Here is a 16,460-nt window from a genome sequence, read left to right as displayed (position 1 = left end):
AAACGCCAATGGCGGTGGCACCGGATCCGACCGCCGCCGCGCCCTTGCAGCAAGGCGACGGCCCACCCCGGCGATCGCGGGGCTGGCTGCCATGGGTGATCGTCCTCGCTCTATTGATGACGGGCTTCCTGATCTGGAAATTCCCGTCATTCAAGGCGCAGGCCGAGCTTGGCTCCGCTTATGCGGCGCGCGTCGGCTGTTCGTGCCGCTATGTGCAGGGGCGCAGCCTCGACAGCTGTCAGAGCGATTTCGAGCCCGGCATGGAATTGGTTTCGCTGGCCGAAGACCCGGAAACAAAGACCGTAATCGGCAGCGTCCCGCTGCTAGCATCGCGTAGTGCGCGCTATGCCGGCGCCAGCGGCTGCCTGCTCAAGCCCGAGGATTGATCCCCGCGGTCGCGAGCGCGATCCCGGCGGGCGCACCGAAGACCAGCAGCCACACGACGGCTTCCGCCCCCCAGCCGTAGCCCGCGTAGAACACGCCGACGAGAAGGTTGGCGATCGAAACAGCCAGCCAGAGCAGCAGGAACAGTCGCGTCGCCCGCGCGCCGTCGCTTATTGTCAGGCGTATCGCGATCAGCAGGGCAATCCCTGCCATCAACATGATGGCGGTGTGCGACATGCTTCAGGCCTCCCTTGCCGTCATGATAAGAGAATCCGCGCGGCGGCGCCATTCGCCCGGCGACATGCCGAGCTTGGCACGAAAGGCCGAGCAAAGATGGGCATGGCTCGAAAAGCCCGTCGCAAGAGCAATCTCGGTCACAGAAACGGCAAGGCTGTCGAGATAGCCACACGCCCGCCGCAAACGCTGGTGCAGCACATACTGGGCGGGCGTCCGTCCCGTGGCACGGGCAAAATGCACGATCAGGCTGTTCACCGACATCCCCGCCTCGGCAGCCATGTCCTCGACCGTCAGGTGGGTGTCGAGGCGATCCTCGATGGCGTCGCGCAGCGCGTCGATACGCCGCACCGTAGCGGGCGGAGCCGGCCGGGACGGGCCGCGTTTTTCTAGGAGTTCGGCCAGCGCCGCAACCAGCGCGGACGCCGCGTCGGCATCTCCGGCAAGCAGACCGCGCACCAGCGCAGCCATGCCTCGGTCCCGATACCCCGCCAAAACGCCCGCACTGCGGCCGACGATCAGGCGGTCCCGAGGAATATCGACCGAGATATAGCCGACCGATCCGCCATGCGCCGCGCCGCGATATTGCTGCCCGGCCGGTGCGAACCATATTTCGCCCGTCAGCGGCGATCCAAGCGACGTGCGCCGGCCATCGAGCCATGTTTCCAGCCGTTGATAGCTTCCCGCCTCGTGCAGGATCAGCGCATGGTCATCGCGTTCAATCGTCCAGCTGGCCGGACCGTCGATACGCTCCTCGACATAGGCTGCCTTGAGTCCGCCCGTCTCCATCTTCGCACTATGCGAAACTCTGGGAGAATCTGAAAGCCTCAAATCGCGCGCCTTTCTAAACCGGCTTCTCTCTCCATCATTCAGGGACCAGCAGAATGAGCATTCATAATATCGAAGGCAAAAAAATCCTGATCGCCGGCGGCGCAAAGAATCTGGGCGGCCTGATCGCACGCGATTTCGCCGTGGAAGGCGCCCGTGCCGTGACCATTCACTATAACAGCGACGCCTCGCGCGCCGAGGCTGATGACACCGTCCATGCAATCCGGGCGGCGGGTACCGAGGCGCATGCGTTCCAGGCCGATCTGACGAGCGCAGCAGCGATGGAACAGTTGTTTGCCGACGCAAAGGCGGCGATGGGCGGCATCGACGTCGCGATCAACACCGTCGGCAAGGTGCTGAAAAAGCCGATGACCGAAATCAGCGAAGCCGAATTTGACGCGATGAGCGCGGTCAATTCGAAGACCGCCTTTTTCTTCCTGAAAGAGGCTGGCAAACATGTCAGCGACAATGGCAAGATCTGTACGCTCGTCACGTCGCTGCTTGGCGCATACACGCCCTTTTATTCGAGCTATGCCGGGACGAAGGCCCCGGTCGAACATTATACCCGCGCGGCGTCGAAGGAGTTTGGCGATCGCGGCATTTCGGTAACCGCGATCGGGCCGGGTCCGATGGACACGTCCTTCTTCTACCCCGCCGAAGGCGCCGACGCCGTCTCCTATCACAAGACCGCCGCCGCGCTGTCGCCCTTTTCCAAAACGGGTCTGACCGACATTGAAGACATCGTGCCGTGGATCCGTTTTCTGGTCAGTGACGGCTGGTGGATGACCGGCCAGACGATCCTCGTGAACGGCGGCTACACGACCAAATAGGCGCTCAGTCCGCCGCCCGTCCAAGGAAGGCGTCCATCGCGGTATTGACCGCGTCGGGCGCCTCCCACGGCACGAAATGGCCGCAACCCGGCACCTCGACGATCGTCACATCGGGCACCAGCTCGTCGATCCCGTCAAGGTTGCACGGCGGCAAAGCGACGTCGTCGAGCGCCCAGACGACCAGCGTCGGGATATTGAGCTTCGGGAACGGCATTGCGGGCGGCGCCTCATAAGGTTCGTCCATCGCCGGGACGTTCACCGGCGAACCGCGATACCAGTTGATCATCGCGCGGCAGGTGTCGCGATTCTCCCAGTCTTTCAGGAAACGGGCAATTTCGTCGGGCTCAGCGATGCCACCGCTCGGCACCCGGCCCGCAAAGGCGTGAGCGAGAATGCCCGCGATACCATGTTCCTCGATGATCGCGTCGCTCGCCGGATCGCGGAAGGTGCGGATATATTGGCTCGCCGCGCGCTGGTCGGCGTTGGTGACGAGCAGGCGCTGAAAGATCGCGGGATGCGGCGCATTGGCGATGACCGCCCGCGTCGCCCGCCCCGCCCACGCCGGATGCAGGCCGCCGGGCTGTCCGCCGAGCGCGACGCCCCACGCGATCGCACCGCCCCAGTCATGCCCGACGATGGTGAATTCACCGACGCCCAGCGCATCGGCCATCGCGAAAATATCGGCGATCAGCTTGTCGGGGGTGTAATTGTCCGCATCCTGCGGCTTTGACGAACCGCGATAGCCGCGCTGGTCCGGGGCGATGCAGCGAAAGCGTTTCGAAAAATGCGGGAGCTGGTGGCGCCAGGTGCGGTGCGATTCGGGAAAGCCGTGGAGGAAAATCAGCACCGGCGCGTCGCGCGGCCCCATATCGACGACGTCGAGTTCGACCCCCGTCGACAGCTTTAACCGCACCTGTTCGAAATCGCCCGCCATCGAAACCACTCCCTTTGGTTTTGTTTCGAAACGAGATTGGCGGGGTTCGCGGCGGCTGGCAAGGGGCCAACGCTGCAATTTGCCAATGGGCAACTAATCCAGTCGTTCCAGCGTACTGCGCGTCTTTTCGGTCCGGACATTTCCGGTATTCAGCGTCGAATTGGGTTCGAGCAGCAGCACTTGGCATTCGCCGTCCAGCGCCTCGGGACAATGTTCGGTGCCGTGGGGCACGATGATGAACTCGCCCGGCTCGACAATCACGTCGCGGTCGCGAAACGCCATTTTCATCCGCCCGGCAACGACGAGGAACAATTCGTCTTCGACGTCATGATGATGCCAGTCGAATTTGCCGGCAAGCTTGACCAGCTTGACCTGAAAATCATTGATGTCGCCCGCGACGCGCGGATTCCAGTGATCGTCGATGGTGGAAAAGGCTTTGGCGAGGTTCACCTTGTCGATCATCGTCATTCTCCCTCGCACGCCAGTATATCCTGCCACAGCGTCATCAGATTGTCGGGAAACCAGGCTTCCTCCTGTGCTTCCAATTCGCCCGGAGACCACCAACGGTGCGTCAGCATGACCTGCTGTTCCAGTTCGGTGTGCCCGTCCGAGTTAATCGCGTCGTTGTCGACGCGGATCGCAAAATATCGCTCCTCGGCATCGACCTCGACATTTTCCAGCGTGATGAAGCGGACGTGCCGCACCGCCACGACCGGGCCGGGATCGGCCTCGATGCCCGTTTCCTCATATAGTTCGCGGCGCGCCGCCGCGTCGAAGCTTTCACCCGGATCGAGGGCTCCGCCCGGCGTACACCAAAAGGGCGCGCGATCCGCGGGCGTGAAGCGGAACATCAGCAAGCGCCCCGCGGGGTCGGTGACCAGCAGGCGCGCGGCAGGGCGTTTCGGCCGGTCGCTCATTCGCCCGGCGCGGTGGCCTTGATCGCCAGCGCATGGACGCGCTGGCCCGGCAGATCGCCCAGCGCCTTGTTCACGGTACGCTGACGCGCGACGCGGTTCTGGCCGGCGAAGCCCGCCCATTCGATGGTCAGGCTGAAATGCGATTCACCGCTGCCATCGTCGCCCATATGGCCATGATGGCTGGCGCTGTCGTTGTTCAGGATGAAATTTGCGTCGGGAAAGGCTGCGGTGAGCAGGGTTTCCATTTCGGTTTGCACGGGGCCTTTGATCGTCATGACTTGACCATAAGCGTTCGATCGCCAAATGATAAGGGCTCCCCATCGTCCCGAAAGCGTCTTTTTTGCCCTCTTCCGCTCGTCCGAACCGTTTTCATGGCCGCGTTTTGCGCGAAGAACCTTGCGCCGCGCCGGGGTGCCGCGAACAGGGCGAATTTCGCGCGCCGATGTCGGCGTACCGGTCGCCCGACGGCCCCCCCGCCTATCGCTGGCTGTGCCTCGACCATGTGCGCGAATTCAACGCCGGCTATGATTATTTCAGCGGCATGAGCGCCGACCAGATCATCGCGGCACAATCGCCGACCGCGGGCTGGGAGACTGAAAGCCGGACCTTTCGCGCCGCGGGCAGCGCCGACCTGCCGCCGCGCTGGGCGGATTTCAAGGACCCGATCGACGCGCTGGGTGCGCGTTTCCGTCAGCGGATGGACGAAGCGCGGCGCGAGGCGGCCGACCCGCGCTTCACCCGCGAAGAACATCGCGCGATGCAGTTGATGGAGCTTTCGGCCGACGCCGACCGCGCGATGCTGCGAAAACGATACAGCGAGCTTGTTCGGCGCTATCATCCGGATCGCAATGGCGGCGATCGCAGCTTTGAGTCGCGGCTGAACGAGGTGGTGGGGGCCTATCAACTGCTGCGCAAGTCCAGGGCATTTGCATAGAAGACGCTCGCCTGACGGAGAAGGACCATGACCGAACTCGATGCGGCGCGGATCGAAATGGTTCGCCGCCATATGGCTCTGGAAATCGCGCAGGACTGGGACGCCGTTCTCGCGACCTTCGCGCACCCCCGATATGAATTGCTCGGGCCCGGGACGATCTTCGACGGCGAAGCGGCGGTGCGATCCTATTTCACCACATCGCGCGGGCCGTTCCCCGATCAGGCCAATGAGGTGATCGCGATCGCCGCCGATGCCGCGACCGACAGGGTGCTGGTCGAATTCTGGCTGAGCGGCACGCATCTGGGGCCGCTCAATATCGGGATGCGGCGGATCGAGCCGACCGGCAAAGCCTTTCGCATCCGCATGGCGGCGAGCTTTCAGTTCGCCCCCGGCAGCGACAAGATCGTCTGCGAACGCCCCTATTACGACCAGTCGGCGGTGCTGAAGGCGCTCGACCTGCTCTGAAATCGCCGCAAAAGGCGTTGCAAGCCGCAACCCATGGCTATACCGCGCTAGCCGATGCGCCGGCGCGCCGGCGAATCTCTCCCTGATTTTTTCGTTGGGCCTTTGACATGACCGATATTCCGAACAGCCTTCCCGACCATCATGGTTCGACGCTCCTCTCGGCGCCCGATACCGAAATCGATGCGCGCGAGGTGTTCGGCGTCAATATCGACATGAAGGTGCCGGCGTTCAGCGAGGCCGACGAGCGCGTTCCCGACCTCGACCCCGCCTATGTCTTCGACGGCGACACGACGCTCGCGATCCTTGCGGGCTTCAAATATAATCGCCGCGTGATGGTGCAGGGCTATCACGGCACCGGCAAATCGACCCATATCGAACAGGTCGCGGCGCGCCTCAAATGGCCGTGCATCCGCGTCAACCTCGACGCCCATATCAGCCGTATCGATCTGGTCGGCCGCGACGCGATCGTGCTGCGCGACGGGCAGCAGGTCACCGAATTCCGCGAAGGCCTGCTCCCTTGGGCACTACAGACCCCGACCGCGCTCGTCTTCGACGAATATGACGCGGGCCGCCCCGACGTGATGTTCGTGATCCAGCGCGTGCTGGAGACTGAGGGCAAGCTGACCCTGCTCGACCAGAACCGCGTGATCCGTCCGAACCCGCATTTCCGCCTCTTCTCGACCGCGAACACCGTCGGGCTGGGCGACACGAGCGGGCTGTATCACGGCACGCAGCAGATCAACCAGGGCCAGATGGACCGCTGGAACATCGTCGTCACGCTGAACTATCTGCCCGCGGCGACCGAAAGCGCGATCATCCTCGCCAAGGTGCCGGGCACCGACGACACGACCGTCGCCAATATGGTGAAGGTCGCCGACCTGACGCGGCAGGGTTTCATCAACGGCGACATCTCGACCGTCATGAGCCCGCGCACGGTGATCAGCTGGGCGCAGAACACCGCGATCTTCAACAATATCGGCTTCGCCTTCCGCCTGACCTTCCTCAACAAATGCGATGAGGCCGAGCGGATGATCGTCGCCGAATATTATCAGCGCGTGTTCGGCGAAGACCTGCCCGAAAGCGTCGTCGGGAAGTAAGATTCATTCCAATATGGTTGCGGCGTCGATCACCACGACGTCGTGCATCATATTGAGATAGGCTTCGAAATATCCCTTGTGCGAAGCGCCGACGATGGCGAGCGTCCTCGTGCCGGGCTGCGCCGCCATTGCGGCGCGGATATTGGCGACCATGCGGAGGTTCCGCGTCTCCCACCAGCCCGCATAGCGCCGCCCGTAATTTTGCGGTGTCGCATCGGCGAGCGCCGCGCCGAAATCGCTGTCGAAAGCCATGCGCATCGCCGCCGGGTCATTATAGGCGCGGTAGAGCGCCAATATGCCCTCCCCGTCGAGCTTCTTCTCCAGCTCCGCATCGGCAGCAATCCGTTCCTTTACCAGCGGGTTGTCCCAGATCCGCTGCATCGCCGCCCCGTAACCCGGATCCTTGTCGATCGATGCGGTGGTCGCATCGGCACTGTGATCGTCGGTCGCATGGACGCGCTCCAGCCCCAGCCGCGCGGCCAGCGCCGATCCGATCAGGTAATTTTCGTTGCGCTGCGTCACCAGCTTGTCGAGCTGAGCAACCAGCGTGGCGTCAAGACTGTCGCCTGCGCGCCGTTCATTCACCGGAAGCCTCAACCACTGGACAAGCGCCGACGCGGGTTCGCCGCCCGCGAGAAAAAGCGCGGCCAGTCGGCGACGCTCGCTAGGTGCCGGCTTCGCAGGCCATGCCGCCAGCAACCGATCGGCCTCGATCGTCGCCGCAACCATGTCGAGCCCGACCACCTTCTGCGCCGCGGCCGGATCCCGGCAATAGTCGGAAGCCCCCGGGTATAGCGGTTTATAGCGGATCAGCCGTTCGCAATCGGGGCCTGACACAGCTTCGATCGTGATGATTTCCGGCTTCCACGCCGCCAGACGGGCCAGCAGCGGCTCGAGATTTTCGGGTGCCAGATTGTCTGGCAGGCCCGACAGATGCGGGGAACCGAGTATGAGCGCCTCGCCGCGCGTTCCGGCCACCCTGTCCTTCAGTTCGCTCGGGTCGAACGCCGGAGTATAGGCCGGCGGCGCGCCGGCAGCGATGGTCAGCAACAGGGCAGTAAAGGCCGTCACGAAAGTCCCTCCTTGATTTTCCGATTCCGGGTCGATGCAGTGTATTATTACATCAATACGCCTTGGCAAAGCCCTATTCACCTCCTAAAGCCTGTGCCCCTGTGACGTGTCGGGGCTTTCAAAGGTAAAGACAGCCGTGCGAACGAAAATCCTGATCGCGGCCCTTGGCTCGCTCGCGCTCTCGGGCTGCATCACCCCGGTCAAATATGGCAAAGTCCGCCACGCCGACTATGTCGCCGATCCGCGCTGCACCGCGCAGCCCGGCGCTGCGGTCGATGGCGCGGCCCTACCCTTGTTCTTCGCGACAAGCCGCCTGCCCGATTGCCGGACCGACGATATCCGCCTGCTGCGCCATCGCGGAGACCGGATGCGCTATGGCCGCTTTGCCGCGCCGGTCGAGGTCAAGGTCGGGCGCGACAAGGCCTTGCGCACGCCACTGGCGTTTCAGGAAACGGCCGACTGGTGGCGCGCGCTGCAGGCCGAAACCGACCGCAAGCAGGGCCGCGTCCTCCTCTATGTCCATGGTTATCGCGAGACGTTCGAGACGACGTCGAAGGATGCGGCGCAGATTCAGCGTATGACGGGCTTCGACGGTCCGGTGATCGAATATAGCTGGCCGTCGCAGGGCGAGATACTGGGTTACGCGGTCGACGAGACCAATATGTACCACGACGTCCGCAATTTCCGCGACTTTCTGAAAACCCTCGCCGAGCGGCCGTGGGTCAAGGAAATCATCATCGTGTCGCATTCGCTGGGGGCACGGCTGGTCGTCCCCGCCATCGCCTATGTCGACCGCGCATCGCCGACCGCCGACAGCAGCAATATTTCGAACATCATCCTCGCCTCGCCCGACATCGACCGCGAGACGTTCGAGCGCGATATTGCCGGTGACGTTCTGGCCCCTGCCCGCGTCGCGCGCGGGCGGCACATCAACGTCTATGTTTCGCTGAAGGACAAGGCACTCGCCGCTTCGCGCGCGCTGCACGGCTATCCGCGTCTCGGTTCGCCCTATTGCTTCGATCCGTTCGAGGCGGCCGATCTTCAGGCCAAGGGGCTGCCCGCGCGCTGCTATCCGGTCGCGATTTCGGGCATGACCGTGATCGACACCACCGACGTGTCGCGCACATCGACGGGTCACAGCAATTTCCTGCGCAGCGCGGTCGCGTGCCGCGATTTCGTCGATGTCGTTGCGGGCAAGCGATCGCGGCCCGAGCGCGTCGCGACGCATCTCGCACATGTATTCCGACTGCTTCCCGATCCGTCGGTGCCGAAGGATGGCGACGACGCGATCTGCAACCGGGTGGCGACGGCGGAATTGCCCTAGCCAAATCCGCACATGATCGCGAAGTCGGCGAGCCACACCGCCGGCCCCTCGCCGCTCCACAACCACAGGCCGCCGACCGCAACGAGCCCGAATAGGCCGATCGCCACCCAGTCCTGCCGCGCTATCCTCATGCCGGTTGCAGCCGCTTGACCGGGCCGTCGGCGATCGGCAGGTGGACGAGCCCGGCGAACAACCCGAGCGCGATCGAAAAGCCCCAGGCGATATTATAGCTGCCGGTCGCGTCGAAGATCAGCCCCGCCATCCACGCGCCGAAAAAGCTGCCGAGCTGATGGCTCAGAAATACGATGCCATAGAGCATCGAGAGATAGCGGATGCCGAAGATACGCCCGACGATGCCGCTGGTCAGCGGCACGGTACCGAGCCACAGGAACCCCATCGCGCCCGCGAAGGCAAGCGCGCTCGCATGGCTGAGCGGGAGGAAGAGGAACAGCGCGATCACTGCCGAACGCGCGACATAGAGCCCCGACAGGACATATTTCTGGCGCAGCATGTCGCCCGCGCGGCCGAATACATAGGAGCCAAGGATATTGAACAGGCCGACGAGCGCGAGCACCTGTGCCCCGATTTCGATCCCCAGCCCCTTGTCGTCGAGATAGGCGGGCAGATGCGTCGCGATGAAGGCAATGTGGAAACCGCAGACGAAAAAGCCCGCGTTGAGCAGCCAGAAGCCCCGGTGCACAGCGGCCTCGCGCAAGGCTTCGCGCGCGGTTTGATCGACCTCGGCGTTCAGCCCCGGCCCGTCGGTTCGTCCCGCAACCCCGATCGCAAGCAGGCCGCAAAGCGCGACCATCCCGGCCATGATCCACAAGGTTTCGTGATAGCCCAGATCGCCGAGCAGTCGCGACGCAAGCGGGACGACGAGAAACTGGCCGAGCGAGCCGCCCGCAGTGACCATGCCAAAAGCGCCGCTGCGTTTTTCGGGGCTCACCACGCGGCCGACCGCGCCGAGCACGACGACGAAAGTCGTCGCCGACTGCGCCATCCCGATCAGCAAACCGAAGCTGATGTGCAACCCCAAGGCATCGGTCGCGAGCGCGGCGCCGATCAGCCCGACCGCGTAGAGCAACGCACCGCCGAGCACGACGCGTCCCGCTCCATGCTTGTCGGCGAGCGCGCCCACGAAGGGCTGAACCAGCCCGAAGAGCAGGTTTTGCAGCGCCATCGCGAGGCCGAAGTCCGACCGGCTGATGCCGATATCGACGCTCATCTGCGGCAGAAAAAGGCCGAACGACTGACGAACCCCCATCGCGAGCGTGACAATGAATGCCGCGCAGAGGATGACGATCCAGGGCCTTTTCATGGGCGAGGTTTGGGGGGAAGCCATAGGTTTCTGGATGCAACCCTTGCCGCGCCGGGTCAAGCGAGCATCGCTATATTCCCTCCGGGCCAAAAGCTGTTTACGGCCCCTTCCATCATGGCGCCATTTTGCTCTTGCGCGGCCGCGAGCCCCCATTTTCCCCTCCCCCTCGATGGGGGAGGCAGCGAGACTTGCCAGCTTGCTGGCCTAGTCGCAGCGGTGGGGGTGCGGGCGCGGCGCGAAACGGCGGTCGAAGGACGCAATGTCACCCCCATCCACCTCTGCCTAGCCCGCTATCGCGGGCAAGGCTTCATATCCTTCCTTCATCAAGGGGGAAGGCAGGCAGAGGGTTGCGAGGATGGCCGCTTAGGGCCTTGGTCGTGAAACGAACACCGCCGGATGGCTCGACCCTGCGGGCACGCAAGCTCCGCACCGAAATGACCGATGCAGAGCGGAAAGTCTGGGCGCTGTTGCGCGCGGCTTTTCCCGATCAACGCTTTCGTCGCCAGGTTCCCATTCGTCAGTATATTGTCGACTTCGCCAGCCATCGAGCGCGGCTGGTTGTCGAAATAGACGGCGGACAGCATAACGGCGAGATCGACGCGCCACGAACTGCGATCATCGAAGCCGACGGCTATCGCGTGATCCGGTTCTGGAACAATGACGTGCTTTCGAATATCGATGGCGTCGCTACACTTTTGGCGAACGCTTTGACCGAGAGTTCACCCCCACCCAACCCTCCCCCATCAAGGGGGAGGGCTTCAGAAGACCGCACCGCATCATGACCACCCAATCTCCTCTCGACGATTTCAAGGCCGCGCTGTCGAGTGTGGCGCGTGCGGTGACGCGCGATGCAGAGGTCGAGGTCGGCTTTACCGCCGACGCGCCCGCGCAGATTGGCAAGGCGATCAAGGTTCCGACGCCGTCGCGCACCCTGCCCGCCGATCAGGTCGCCGAAGCGCGCGGTTTTGCCGATGGCTATGCGCTGCGGATGAAGCATCACAGCGAGAAATTGCACGCCGCGGCGCGCCCATCCGAGCCGATCGCCGCCGCCGCGTTCGACGCGATGGAACGCGCGCGGGTCGAGGCGCTGGGCGCGCGTCACATGGACGGGATGCGCGGCAATCTGTCGGCCAGCCTTGCCATGCGGATGCGCAGCGACCCGATCAGCCGCGCGCAGGAACGCGGAGATGTGCCGATTTCGAGCGCGCTCGAACTGATGCTGCGTGAGGCGCTGACCGGCGATGCGCCGCCGCAGGGCACCGAAACCGGCCTGTCGCTCGTTCGCGAATGGATCGCAAAAGATGCCGGCGGCGACATCACCGCCCTGTCGATACTGCTCGACGATCAGGCCGCCTTTGCCGAAACCGCGAAGATCGCGCTGCGCCACCTCGACCTGATCCAGAGCGACGAGCCGCTGGAACAGGGCAGCGAGGACGGCGGCGAAGAAGATGAGACCGAGGCCGAGGAAAGCCAGGAAGAACAGGATAGCGAGGACGGCGGTGCCGGCGAATCGCAAGTTGACGCGCGCGCCGAAATGGCGGGCGATCAGGCCGACGACGGCGACAGCGACCCCGATGCGCAGGAAATGGACGCCGACGGCGAGCCCGAAATGGGCGGCGAAGGCGACGAAGGCATGTTGCCCGTGCGTCCCAACCGCCTGCCGACCGACGTCCCCGACTTCAACTATCAGCGCTTCACCGAAAAGCATGACGAGATCATCCTCGCGACCGAGCTGTGTGATGCCGACGAGCTGACGCGGCTGCGCGCCTATCTCGACCAGCAGATGGCGCATTTGCAGGGCGCGGTGACCAAGCTCGCCAACCGCCTCCAGCGCCGCCTGATGGCCCAGCAGAACCGCGCGTGGGATTTCGATCAGGAAGAAGGGCAGCTCGACGCTGCACGGCTTGCGCGCGTCATCGTCTCGCCCGGCCAGTCGCTGTCGTACAAGATCGAGCGCGACACCGATTTCCGCGACACCGTCGTCACGCTGTTGATCGACAACTCGGGGTCGATGCGCGGGCGCCCGATCAGCATCGCCGCGATCAGCGCCGACATTCTCGCGCGCACGCTCGAACGCTGCGGCGTAAAGACCGAGATATTGGGCTTTACGACACGGACGTGGAAGGGCGGACAAAGCCGCGAGGATTGGCTCGCCGCCGGGCGCCCGGCGCATCCCGGCCGCCTCAACGATTTGCGCCACATCATCTACAAGCCCGCCGACGAGCCGTATCGCCGCGCGCGCAAATCGCTTGGCCTGATGATGCGCGAAGGGTTGCTGAAAGAGAATATCGACGGCGAGGCGCTGACATGGGCGCACAGCCGCATCATCAACCGCCCCGAGGAACGCCGCATATTGATGGTGATTTCGGACGGCGCGCCGGTCGACGACAGCACCCTGTCGGTCAACCATGGCGCCTATCTGGACCAGCATCTGCGGCAGGTAATCGACTGGATCGAGAATCGCTCGCCGGTCGAGCTGTGCGCGATCGGCATCGGCCATGATGTGACACGCTATTACAGCCGCGCGGTCACGATCATGGACGCCGAACAGCTGGGCGGCACGATGGTCGAACAGCTCGCGAGCCTGTTCGACATCGACTGATGTCGCCCCGCCACCCCGCAGGGTGACAACCCCTTTCCCCCTCGTTACAAACCCTTCCGGGGCAGCAGGGACTCGCGACCGTATGACGGGACCGCTGTGCCGTCATTTGTGTCGAGGGTCGCCGGCACCGACTAGGGGCCGCATCATGTGATGCGGAACGGAGGGGCGACACTTGTGAAAAAAGCATCCGACCTGTTTATCGATTGTCTGGAAGAAGAAGGCGTCGAATATATTTTCGGCGTCCCGGGCGAAGAAAATCTCGACTTTCTCGACAGTCTTTCGCGATCGAAAAAGATCAAGCTGATCCTGACCCGCCACGAGCAGGGCGCAGGCTTTATGGCCGCCACTTACGGGCGCCACACGGGCAAGACCGGCGTGTGCCTCGCGACATTGGGGCCCGGCGCAACCAACTTCGTCACCGCCGCCGCCTATGCGCAGCTTGGCGGCATGCCGATGATGATGATCACCGGTCAGAAACCGATCAAGAAATCCAAACAGGGCCGTTTCCAGATCCTCGACGTTGTCGCGATGATGGGGCCGATCACCAAATATACGCACCAGATGGCGTCGTCGGACAATATCCCGAGCCGCGTGCGCGAAGCCTTTCGCCTGGCCGAAGAGGAAAAGCCCGGCGCGGTGCATATCGAGCTGCCGGAGGATATCGCCGACGAGCATACCGACAGCCTGCCGCTGAAGCGCAGCCACTCGCGCCGTCCGACCGCCGACGTGAAGTCGATCCGCGAAGCGGTGAAGGCGCTCGAGGAAGCCACCTCGCCCGTCCTCGTCATCGGCGCGGGCGCGAACCGCACGATGACCAGCCGCATGCTGCAGCAATTCATCGAAAAGACCGGCATTCCCTTCCTCACCACCCAGCTTGGCAAGGGCGTGATCGATGAGCGGCATCCGAAGTTCCTCGGTTGCGCCGCGCTGTCATCGGGCGATTTCGTCCACCGCGCGGTCGAGGCGTCAGACTGCATCGTCAACCTTGGCCATGACGTGATCGAAAAGCCGCCCTTCTTCATGAAGCAGGGCGGGCCGACGGTGATCCACATCTCGACCAAGACCGCCGAGGTCGATCCGGTCTATTTCCCCGACATCGAAGTGATCGGCGATATCGCCAATGCGATCTGGCAGATGAAGGAGGATATCGTCCCCAACGGCGGATGGAAATTCGACCATCTGCTCGCCTATCGTCAGGGCGAGGTCGCGCATACCGCGCCGCTGGCCGAGGATGCGCGTTTCCCGATCTTCCCGCCGCATCTGGTGCAACAGGTTCGCGACGCGATGCCCGACGACGGGATCATCTGTCTCGACAACGGCGTCTATAAAATCTGGTTCGCGCGCGGCTACACCGCTTATCGACCCAACACCGTGCTGCTGGACAATGCGCTGGCGACGATGGGCGCCGGGTTGCCGAGCGCGATGATGTCGGCGATGCTCTATCCGAAGCGCAAGGTGATGGCGATCTGCGGCGACGGCGGTTTCATGATGAACAGTCAGGAGATGGAAACCGCGGTTCGCCTCGGCCTCAATCTGACCGTGCTGATCCTCAACGACAACAGCTATGGCATGATCCGCTGGAAACAGGCGAATATGGGCTTCAAGGATTGGGGGCTGACCTATGGCAACCCCGATTTCGTCAAATATGCCGAAGCCTATGGCGCGCACGGCCACCGCGTCGAAAGCGCCGCGCACCTGAAGGAACTTCTCGCTCACACGCGCGATACGCCCGGCGTCCATCTGATCGACTGCCCGGTCGATTATTCGGAGAATGACCAGATTTTGAACATCGATATCAAGAAGCTATCGAAAGAATTGTAAGGACATCTCCCCTCCCGCTTGCGGGAGGGGCAGCGAGACTTGCGAGCTTGCTCGTCAGTCGCAGCGGGGTGGGCAAACCGCACCGCCCCCGGCCCACCCCCGGCCCCTCCCGCAAGCGGGAGGGGGGAGTAAGCGCATGAAACTCAAGGACGTCTATCCGCTCTATCTCAACAACAAGGCGGTGCAGCCGAACACCGATCTTGCGGTCACCGACAAATTCACCGGCGAGATCGCGTTTCGCACCGCGCTCGCGACCCCCGATGTGATCGACGAGGCGATCGCGGGAGCGGTACGCGCCGCCGAGCCGATGGCGCGGCTCGCGAGCTATGAGAAGCAGGATGTCCTCAACCATTGCGTCGGCCGCTTCAAGGAGCGGTTCGACGAGCTGGCCTATGCGCTCTGCGTCGAGGCTGGCAAGCCGATCAACGACGCCGAGGGCGAGGTCGGGCGCCTGATCGACACTTTCCGCATCGCCGCCGAGGAATCGGTGCGCAACTATGGCGAGGTCCAGCCGCTCGACATCAGCCCGCGCGCCAAGGGTTATATGGGGATGTGGAAGCGCGTGCCGATCGGCCCGTGCAGCTTCATCTCCCCCTTCAACTTCCCGCTCAACCTTGCCGCGCACAAGATCGCACCGGCGATCGCAATGGGCTGTCCGTTCGTGATGAAGCCCGCGTCGATGACCCCGCTGGGTGCGATCATCATGGGCGAAGTGCTCGCCGAGTGCGACATCCTGCCCGAAGGCGCGTTCAGCATATTGCCCGCGACCCGCGACGGCGCCGACCTGTTCACCACCGACGAGCGGCTGAAACTCCTGTCCTTCACCGGTTCGCCCGGTGTGGGCTGGGATCTGAAGGCCAAGGCCGGAAAGAAAAAGGTCGTGCTCGAACTGGGCGGCAACGCAGCGGTCATCGTCGACAAGGACGCCGACCTCGACCATGCCCTCGCGCGCATCATCTTCGGCGCTTTCTATCAGTCGGGCCAGTCGTGCATCGGGGTCCAGCGGATCATCATCCACGCCGACATCTACGACCAGTTCCGCGACATGCTGGTCGCGAAGACCAAGACGTTGATCGCCGGCGACCCGAAGGAACGCGACACCTTCATCGGCCCGATGATTTCGGAAAAGGAGGCCACGCGGCTCGACAATTGGATTCAGGCGGCGGTCGCGGGCGGCGCCAAACTGCTCGTCGGCGGCAAGCGCGACGGTGCGATGCTGCAGGCGACCTTGCTGGAGAATGTCGACCGCAGCGCCGACGCCTATCGCGAAGAAGCCTTCGGGCCGCTCGCGATCCTGTCGCGCTTCACCGACTGGGACGCCGCGCTCGCCGAGATCAACGACAGCAAATTCGGGCTGCAGGCCGGGCTGTTCACGCGCGACATCCACAAGGTGCTGGAGGCGTGGGACCATCTCGACGTCGGCGGCGTCGTCGTCAACGACGTGTCGTCATACCGCGTCGACAATATGCCCTATGGCGGCGTCAAGGACAGCGGCCTGGGTCGCGAGGGCATCCGCTTCGCGATGGAGGATATGAGCGAGATCCGAAATCTGGTGATCCGGCGGGTCTAGTTCGTCGCCCCCGCGAAGGCGGGGGCCGCCATCGACCGTGCGCAATACTGCCAGCGGCCCCCGCCTTCGCGGGGGCGACGGCTTTTGCCCAGCCCCGTCACACAACCGCCGCCAAAGAGTCTTCGAAC

19 protein-coding genes are annotated in these 16,460 nt (G+C 63.7%); 10 read left to right on the top strand and 9 right to left on the bottom strand.

Annotation, left to right across the window (positions count from 1 at the left end):
* The first annotated feature begins 8 nt into the window (after window positions 1–8).
* The gene (locus ACSYDV_RS10345; protein WP_438323729.1) at window positions 9–386 is read left to right on the top strand and encodes a hypothetical protein; all 378 of its coding nucleotides are present in this window, start codon (window positions 9–11) and stop codon (window positions 384–386) included.
* On the opposite strand, the gene ACSYDV_RS10340 is transcribed toward ACSYDV_RS10345, so the two are convergent.
* Together ACSYDV_RS10340 and ACSYDV_RS10335 are read right to left on the bottom strand one after the other, a co-directional pair.
* Entirely contained in the window at window positions 370–621 is a 252-nt protein-coding gene (locus tag ACSYDV_RS10340) for a hypothetical protein (protein WP_438323728.1), read from the bottom strand. The genes ACSYDV_RS10345 and ACSYDV_RS10340 overlap by 17 nt on opposite strands.
* A 3-nt stretch (window positions 622–624) precedes the next feature.
* Window positions 625–1,407, bottom strand: coding sequence for an AraC family transcriptional regulator (locus ACSYDV_RS10335; protein ID WP_438323727.1), 783 nt, complete (start codon window positions 1,405–1,407; stop codon window positions 625–627).
* 95 nt (window positions 1,408–1,502) lie between these two features.
* On the opposite strand from ACSYDV_RS10335, the gene ACSYDV_RS10330 reads away from it, so the two are divergent.
* Complete coding sequence (locus tag ACSYDV_RS10330) at window positions 1,503–2,276, top strand: SDR family oxidoreductase (RefSeq protein ID WP_438323726.1); 774 nt, start codon at window positions 1,503–1,505, stop codon at window positions 2,274–2,276.
* Between the two features lie 4 nt (window positions 2,277–2,280).
* On the opposite strand, the gene ACSYDV_RS10325 is transcribed toward ACSYDV_RS10330, so the two are convergent.
* From ACSYDV_RS10325 to ACSYDV_RS10310, 4 genes are all read right to left on the bottom strand, one after another.
* The gene (locus ACSYDV_RS10325) at window positions 2,281–3,210 is read right to left on the bottom strand and encodes an alpha/beta fold hydrolase (RefSeq protein WP_438323725.1); all 930 of its coding nucleotides are present in this window, start codon (window positions 3,208–3,210) and stop codon (window positions 2,281–2,283) included.
* 93 nt (window positions 3,211–3,303) lie between these two features.
* The gene (locus ACSYDV_RS10320) at window positions 3,304–3,672 is read right to left on the bottom strand and encodes a cupin domain-containing protein (RefSeq protein WP_438323724.1); all 369 of its coding nucleotides are present in this window, start codon (window positions 3,670–3,672) and stop codon (window positions 3,304–3,306) included.
* Window positions 3,673–3,674: 2 nt separating this feature from the next.
* On the bottom strand, window positions 3,675–4,127 hold the full coding sequence (locus ACSYDV_RS10315; protein ID WP_438323723.1) for an NUDIX hydrolase: 453 nt from the start codon (window positions 4,125–4,127) through the stop codon (window positions 3,675–3,677).
* A complete protein-coding gene (locus tag ACSYDV_RS10310) occupies window positions 4,124–4,402 on the bottom strand; it encodes a BolA family protein (protein WP_438323722.1) in 279 nt (92 codons plus the stop codon). Before ACSYDV_RS10310 ends, ACSYDV_RS10315 begins: the two co-directional genes overlap by 4 nt.
* A 107-nt stretch (window positions 4,403–4,509) precedes the next feature.
* Between ACSYDV_RS10310 and ACSYDV_RS10305 the strand changes: the two genes are divergently transcribed.
* The 3 genes from ACSYDV_RS10305 to cobS all read left to right on the top strand — a co-directional run bounded on the left by ACSYDV_RS10305 (window position 4,510) and on the right by cobS (window position 6,623).
* Window positions 4,510–5,061, top strand: coding sequence for a J domain-containing protein (locus ACSYDV_RS10305; RefSeq protein ID WP_438323721.1), 552 nt, complete (start codon window positions 4,510–4,512; stop codon window positions 5,059–5,061).
* Window positions 5,062–5,088: 27 nt separating this feature from the next.
* Entirely contained in the window at window positions 5,089–5,526 is a 438-nt protein-coding gene (locus ACSYDV_RS10300; protein ID WP_438323720.1) for a nuclear transport factor 2 family protein, read from the top strand.
* A gap of 107 nt (window positions 5,527–5,633) precedes the next feature.
* Window positions 5,634–6,623, top strand: coding sequence for a cobaltochelatase subunit CobS (cobS, locus tag ACSYDV_RS10295; RefSeq protein WP_438323719.1), 990 nt, complete (start codon window positions 5,634–5,636; stop codon window positions 6,621–6,623).
* Between the two features lie 3 nt (window positions 6,624–6,626).
* Here cobS and ACSYDV_RS10290 read toward each other — a convergent pair whose 3' ends face one another.
* Complete coding sequence (locus tag ACSYDV_RS10290) at window positions 6,627–7,694, bottom strand: DUF5694 domain-containing protein (protein WP_438323718.1); 1,068 nt, start codon at window positions 7,692–7,694, stop codon at window positions 6,627–6,629.
* Between the two features lie 136 nt (window positions 7,695–7,830).
* Between ACSYDV_RS10290 and ACSYDV_RS10285 the strand changes: the two genes are divergently transcribed.
* The gene (locus ACSYDV_RS10285) at window positions 7,831–9,018 is read left to right on the top strand and encodes an alpha/beta hydrolase (RefSeq protein WP_438323717.1); all 1,188 of its coding nucleotides are present in this window, start codon (window positions 7,831–7,833) and stop codon (window positions 9,016–9,018) included.
* Here the strand turns inward: ACSYDV_RS10285 and ACSYDV_RS10280 are convergent.
* Together ACSYDV_RS10280 and ACSYDV_RS10275 are read right to left on the bottom strand one after the other, a co-directional pair.
* The gene (locus ACSYDV_RS10280; RefSeq protein WP_438323716.1) at window positions 9,015–9,149 is read right to left on the bottom strand and encodes a hypothetical protein; all 135 of its coding nucleotides are present in this window, start codon (window positions 9,147–9,149) and stop codon (window positions 9,015–9,017) included. The genes ACSYDV_RS10285 and ACSYDV_RS10280 overlap by 4 nt on opposite strands.
* Entirely contained in the window at window positions 9,146–10,339 is a 1,194-nt protein-coding gene (locus tag ACSYDV_RS10275; protein ID WP_438323715.1) for an MFS transporter, read from the bottom strand. The genes ACSYDV_RS10280 and ACSYDV_RS10275 overlap by 4 nt, the downstream gene beginning before the upstream one ends.
* 377 nt (window positions 10,340–10,716) lie before the next feature.
* Here ACSYDV_RS10275 and ACSYDV_RS10270 point away from each other — a divergent pair, with 377 nt between their 5' ends.
* The 4 genes from ACSYDV_RS10270 (at window position 10,717) to ACSYDV_RS10255 (ending at window position 16,332) form a co-directional block, all read left to right on the top strand.
* A complete protein-coding gene (locus ACSYDV_RS10270; protein ID WP_438323714.1) occupies window positions 10,717–11,121 on the top strand; it encodes an endonuclease domain-containing protein in 405 nt (134 codons plus the stop codon).
* On the top strand, window positions 11,118–12,941 hold the full coding sequence (cobT, locus tag ACSYDV_RS10265; protein WP_438323713.1) for a cobaltochelatase subunit CobT: 1,824 nt from the start codon (window positions 11,118–11,120) through the stop codon (window positions 12,939–12,941). Before ACSYDV_RS10270 ends, cobT begins: the two co-directional genes overlap by 4 nt.
* Before the next feature lie 150 nt (window positions 12,942–13,091).
* Window positions 13,092–14,762, top strand: a complete 1,671-nt coding sequence (locus tag ACSYDV_RS10260) for an acetolactate synthase large subunit (protein WP_438324280.1) — start codon at window positions 13,092–13,094, stop codon at window positions 14,760–14,762.
* 136 nt (window positions 14,763–14,898) lie between these two features.
* Window positions 14,899–16,332, top strand: coding sequence for an aldehyde dehydrogenase family protein (locus ACSYDV_RS10255; protein WP_438323712.1), 1,434 nt, complete (start codon window positions 14,899–14,901; stop codon window positions 16,330–16,332).
* Window positions 16,333–16,460 lie beyond the last annotated feature (128 nt).

The organism is Sphingopyxis selenitireducens, from assembly GCF_051550705.1.
Lineage (GTDB): Bacteria > Pseudomonadota > Alphaproteobacteria > Sphingomonadales > Sphingomonadaceae > Sphingopyxis.
The sequence above is the reverse complement of the archived record's forward strand: the minus strand, read 5'-3'. Positions and strand labels throughout refer to the sequence as shown.

What these genes read in the sequence shown, in the direction of transcription:
- ACSYDV_RS10315 (WP_438323723.1), bottom strand. Translation starts at nt 4,127, where the DNA reads ATGAGCGACCGGCCGAAACGCCCTGCCGCGCGCCTGCTGGTCACCGAC.
- ACSYDV_RS10320 (WP_438323724.1), bottom strand. Translation starts at nt 3,672, where the DNA reads ATGATCGACAAGGTGAACCTCGCCAAAGCCTTTTCCACCATCGACGAT.
- ACSYDV_RS10340 (WP_438323728.1), bottom strand. Translation starts at nt 621, where the DNA reads ATGTCGCACACCGCCATCATGTTGATGGCAGGGATTGCCCTGCTGATC.
- cobS (WP_438323719.1), top strand. Translation starts at nt 5,634, where the DNA reads ATGACCGATATTCCGAACAGCCTTCCCGACCATCATGGTTCGACGCTC.
- ACSYDV_RS10260 (WP_438324280.1), top strand. Translation starts at nt 13,092, where the DNA reads ATGCGGAACGGAGGGGCGACACTTGTGAAAAAAGCATCCGACCTGTTT.
- ACSYDV_RS10335 (WP_438323727.1), bottom strand. Translation starts at nt 1,407, where the DNA reads ATGGAGACGGGCGGACTCAAGGCAGCCTATGTCGAGGAGCGTATCGAC.
- ACSYDV_RS10275 (WP_438323715.1), bottom strand. Translation starts at nt 10,339, where the DNA reads ATGAAAAGGCCCTGGATCGTCATCCTCTGCGCGGCATTCATTGTCACG.
- ACSYDV_RS10255 (WP_438323712.1), top strand. Translation starts at nt 14,899, where the DNA reads ATGAAACTCAAGGACGTCTATCCGCTCTATCTCAACAACAAGGCGGTG.
- ACSYDV_RS10325 (WP_438323725.1), bottom strand. Translation starts at nt 3,210, where the DNA reads ATGGCGGGCGATTTCGAACAGGTGCGGTTAAAGCTGTCGACGGGGGTC.
- cobT (WP_438323713.1), top strand. Translation starts at nt 11,118, where the DNA reads ATGACCACCCAATCTCCTCTCGACGATTTCAAGGCCGCGCTGTCGAGT.
- ACSYDV_RS10345 (WP_438323729.1), top strand. Translation starts at nt 9, where the DNA reads ATGGCGGTGGCACCGGATCCGACCGCCGCCGCGCCCTTGCAGCAAGGC.
- ACSYDV_RS10280 (WP_438323716.1), bottom strand. Translation starts at nt 9,149, where the DNA reads ATGAGGATAGCGCGGCAGGACTGGGTGGCGATCGGCCTATTCGGGCTC.
- ACSYDV_RS10330 (WP_438323726.1), top strand. Translation starts at nt 1,503, where the DNA reads ATGAGCATTCATAATATCGAAGGCAAAAAAATCCTGATCGCCGGCGGC.
- ACSYDV_RS10300 (WP_438323720.1), top strand. Translation starts at nt 5,089, where the DNA reads ATGACCGAACTCGATGCGGCGCGGATCGAAATGGTTCGCCGCCATATG.
- ACSYDV_RS10310 (WP_438323722.1), bottom strand. Translation starts at nt 4,402, where the DNA reads ATGACGATCAAAGGCCCCGTGCAAACCGAAATGGAAACCCTGCTCACC.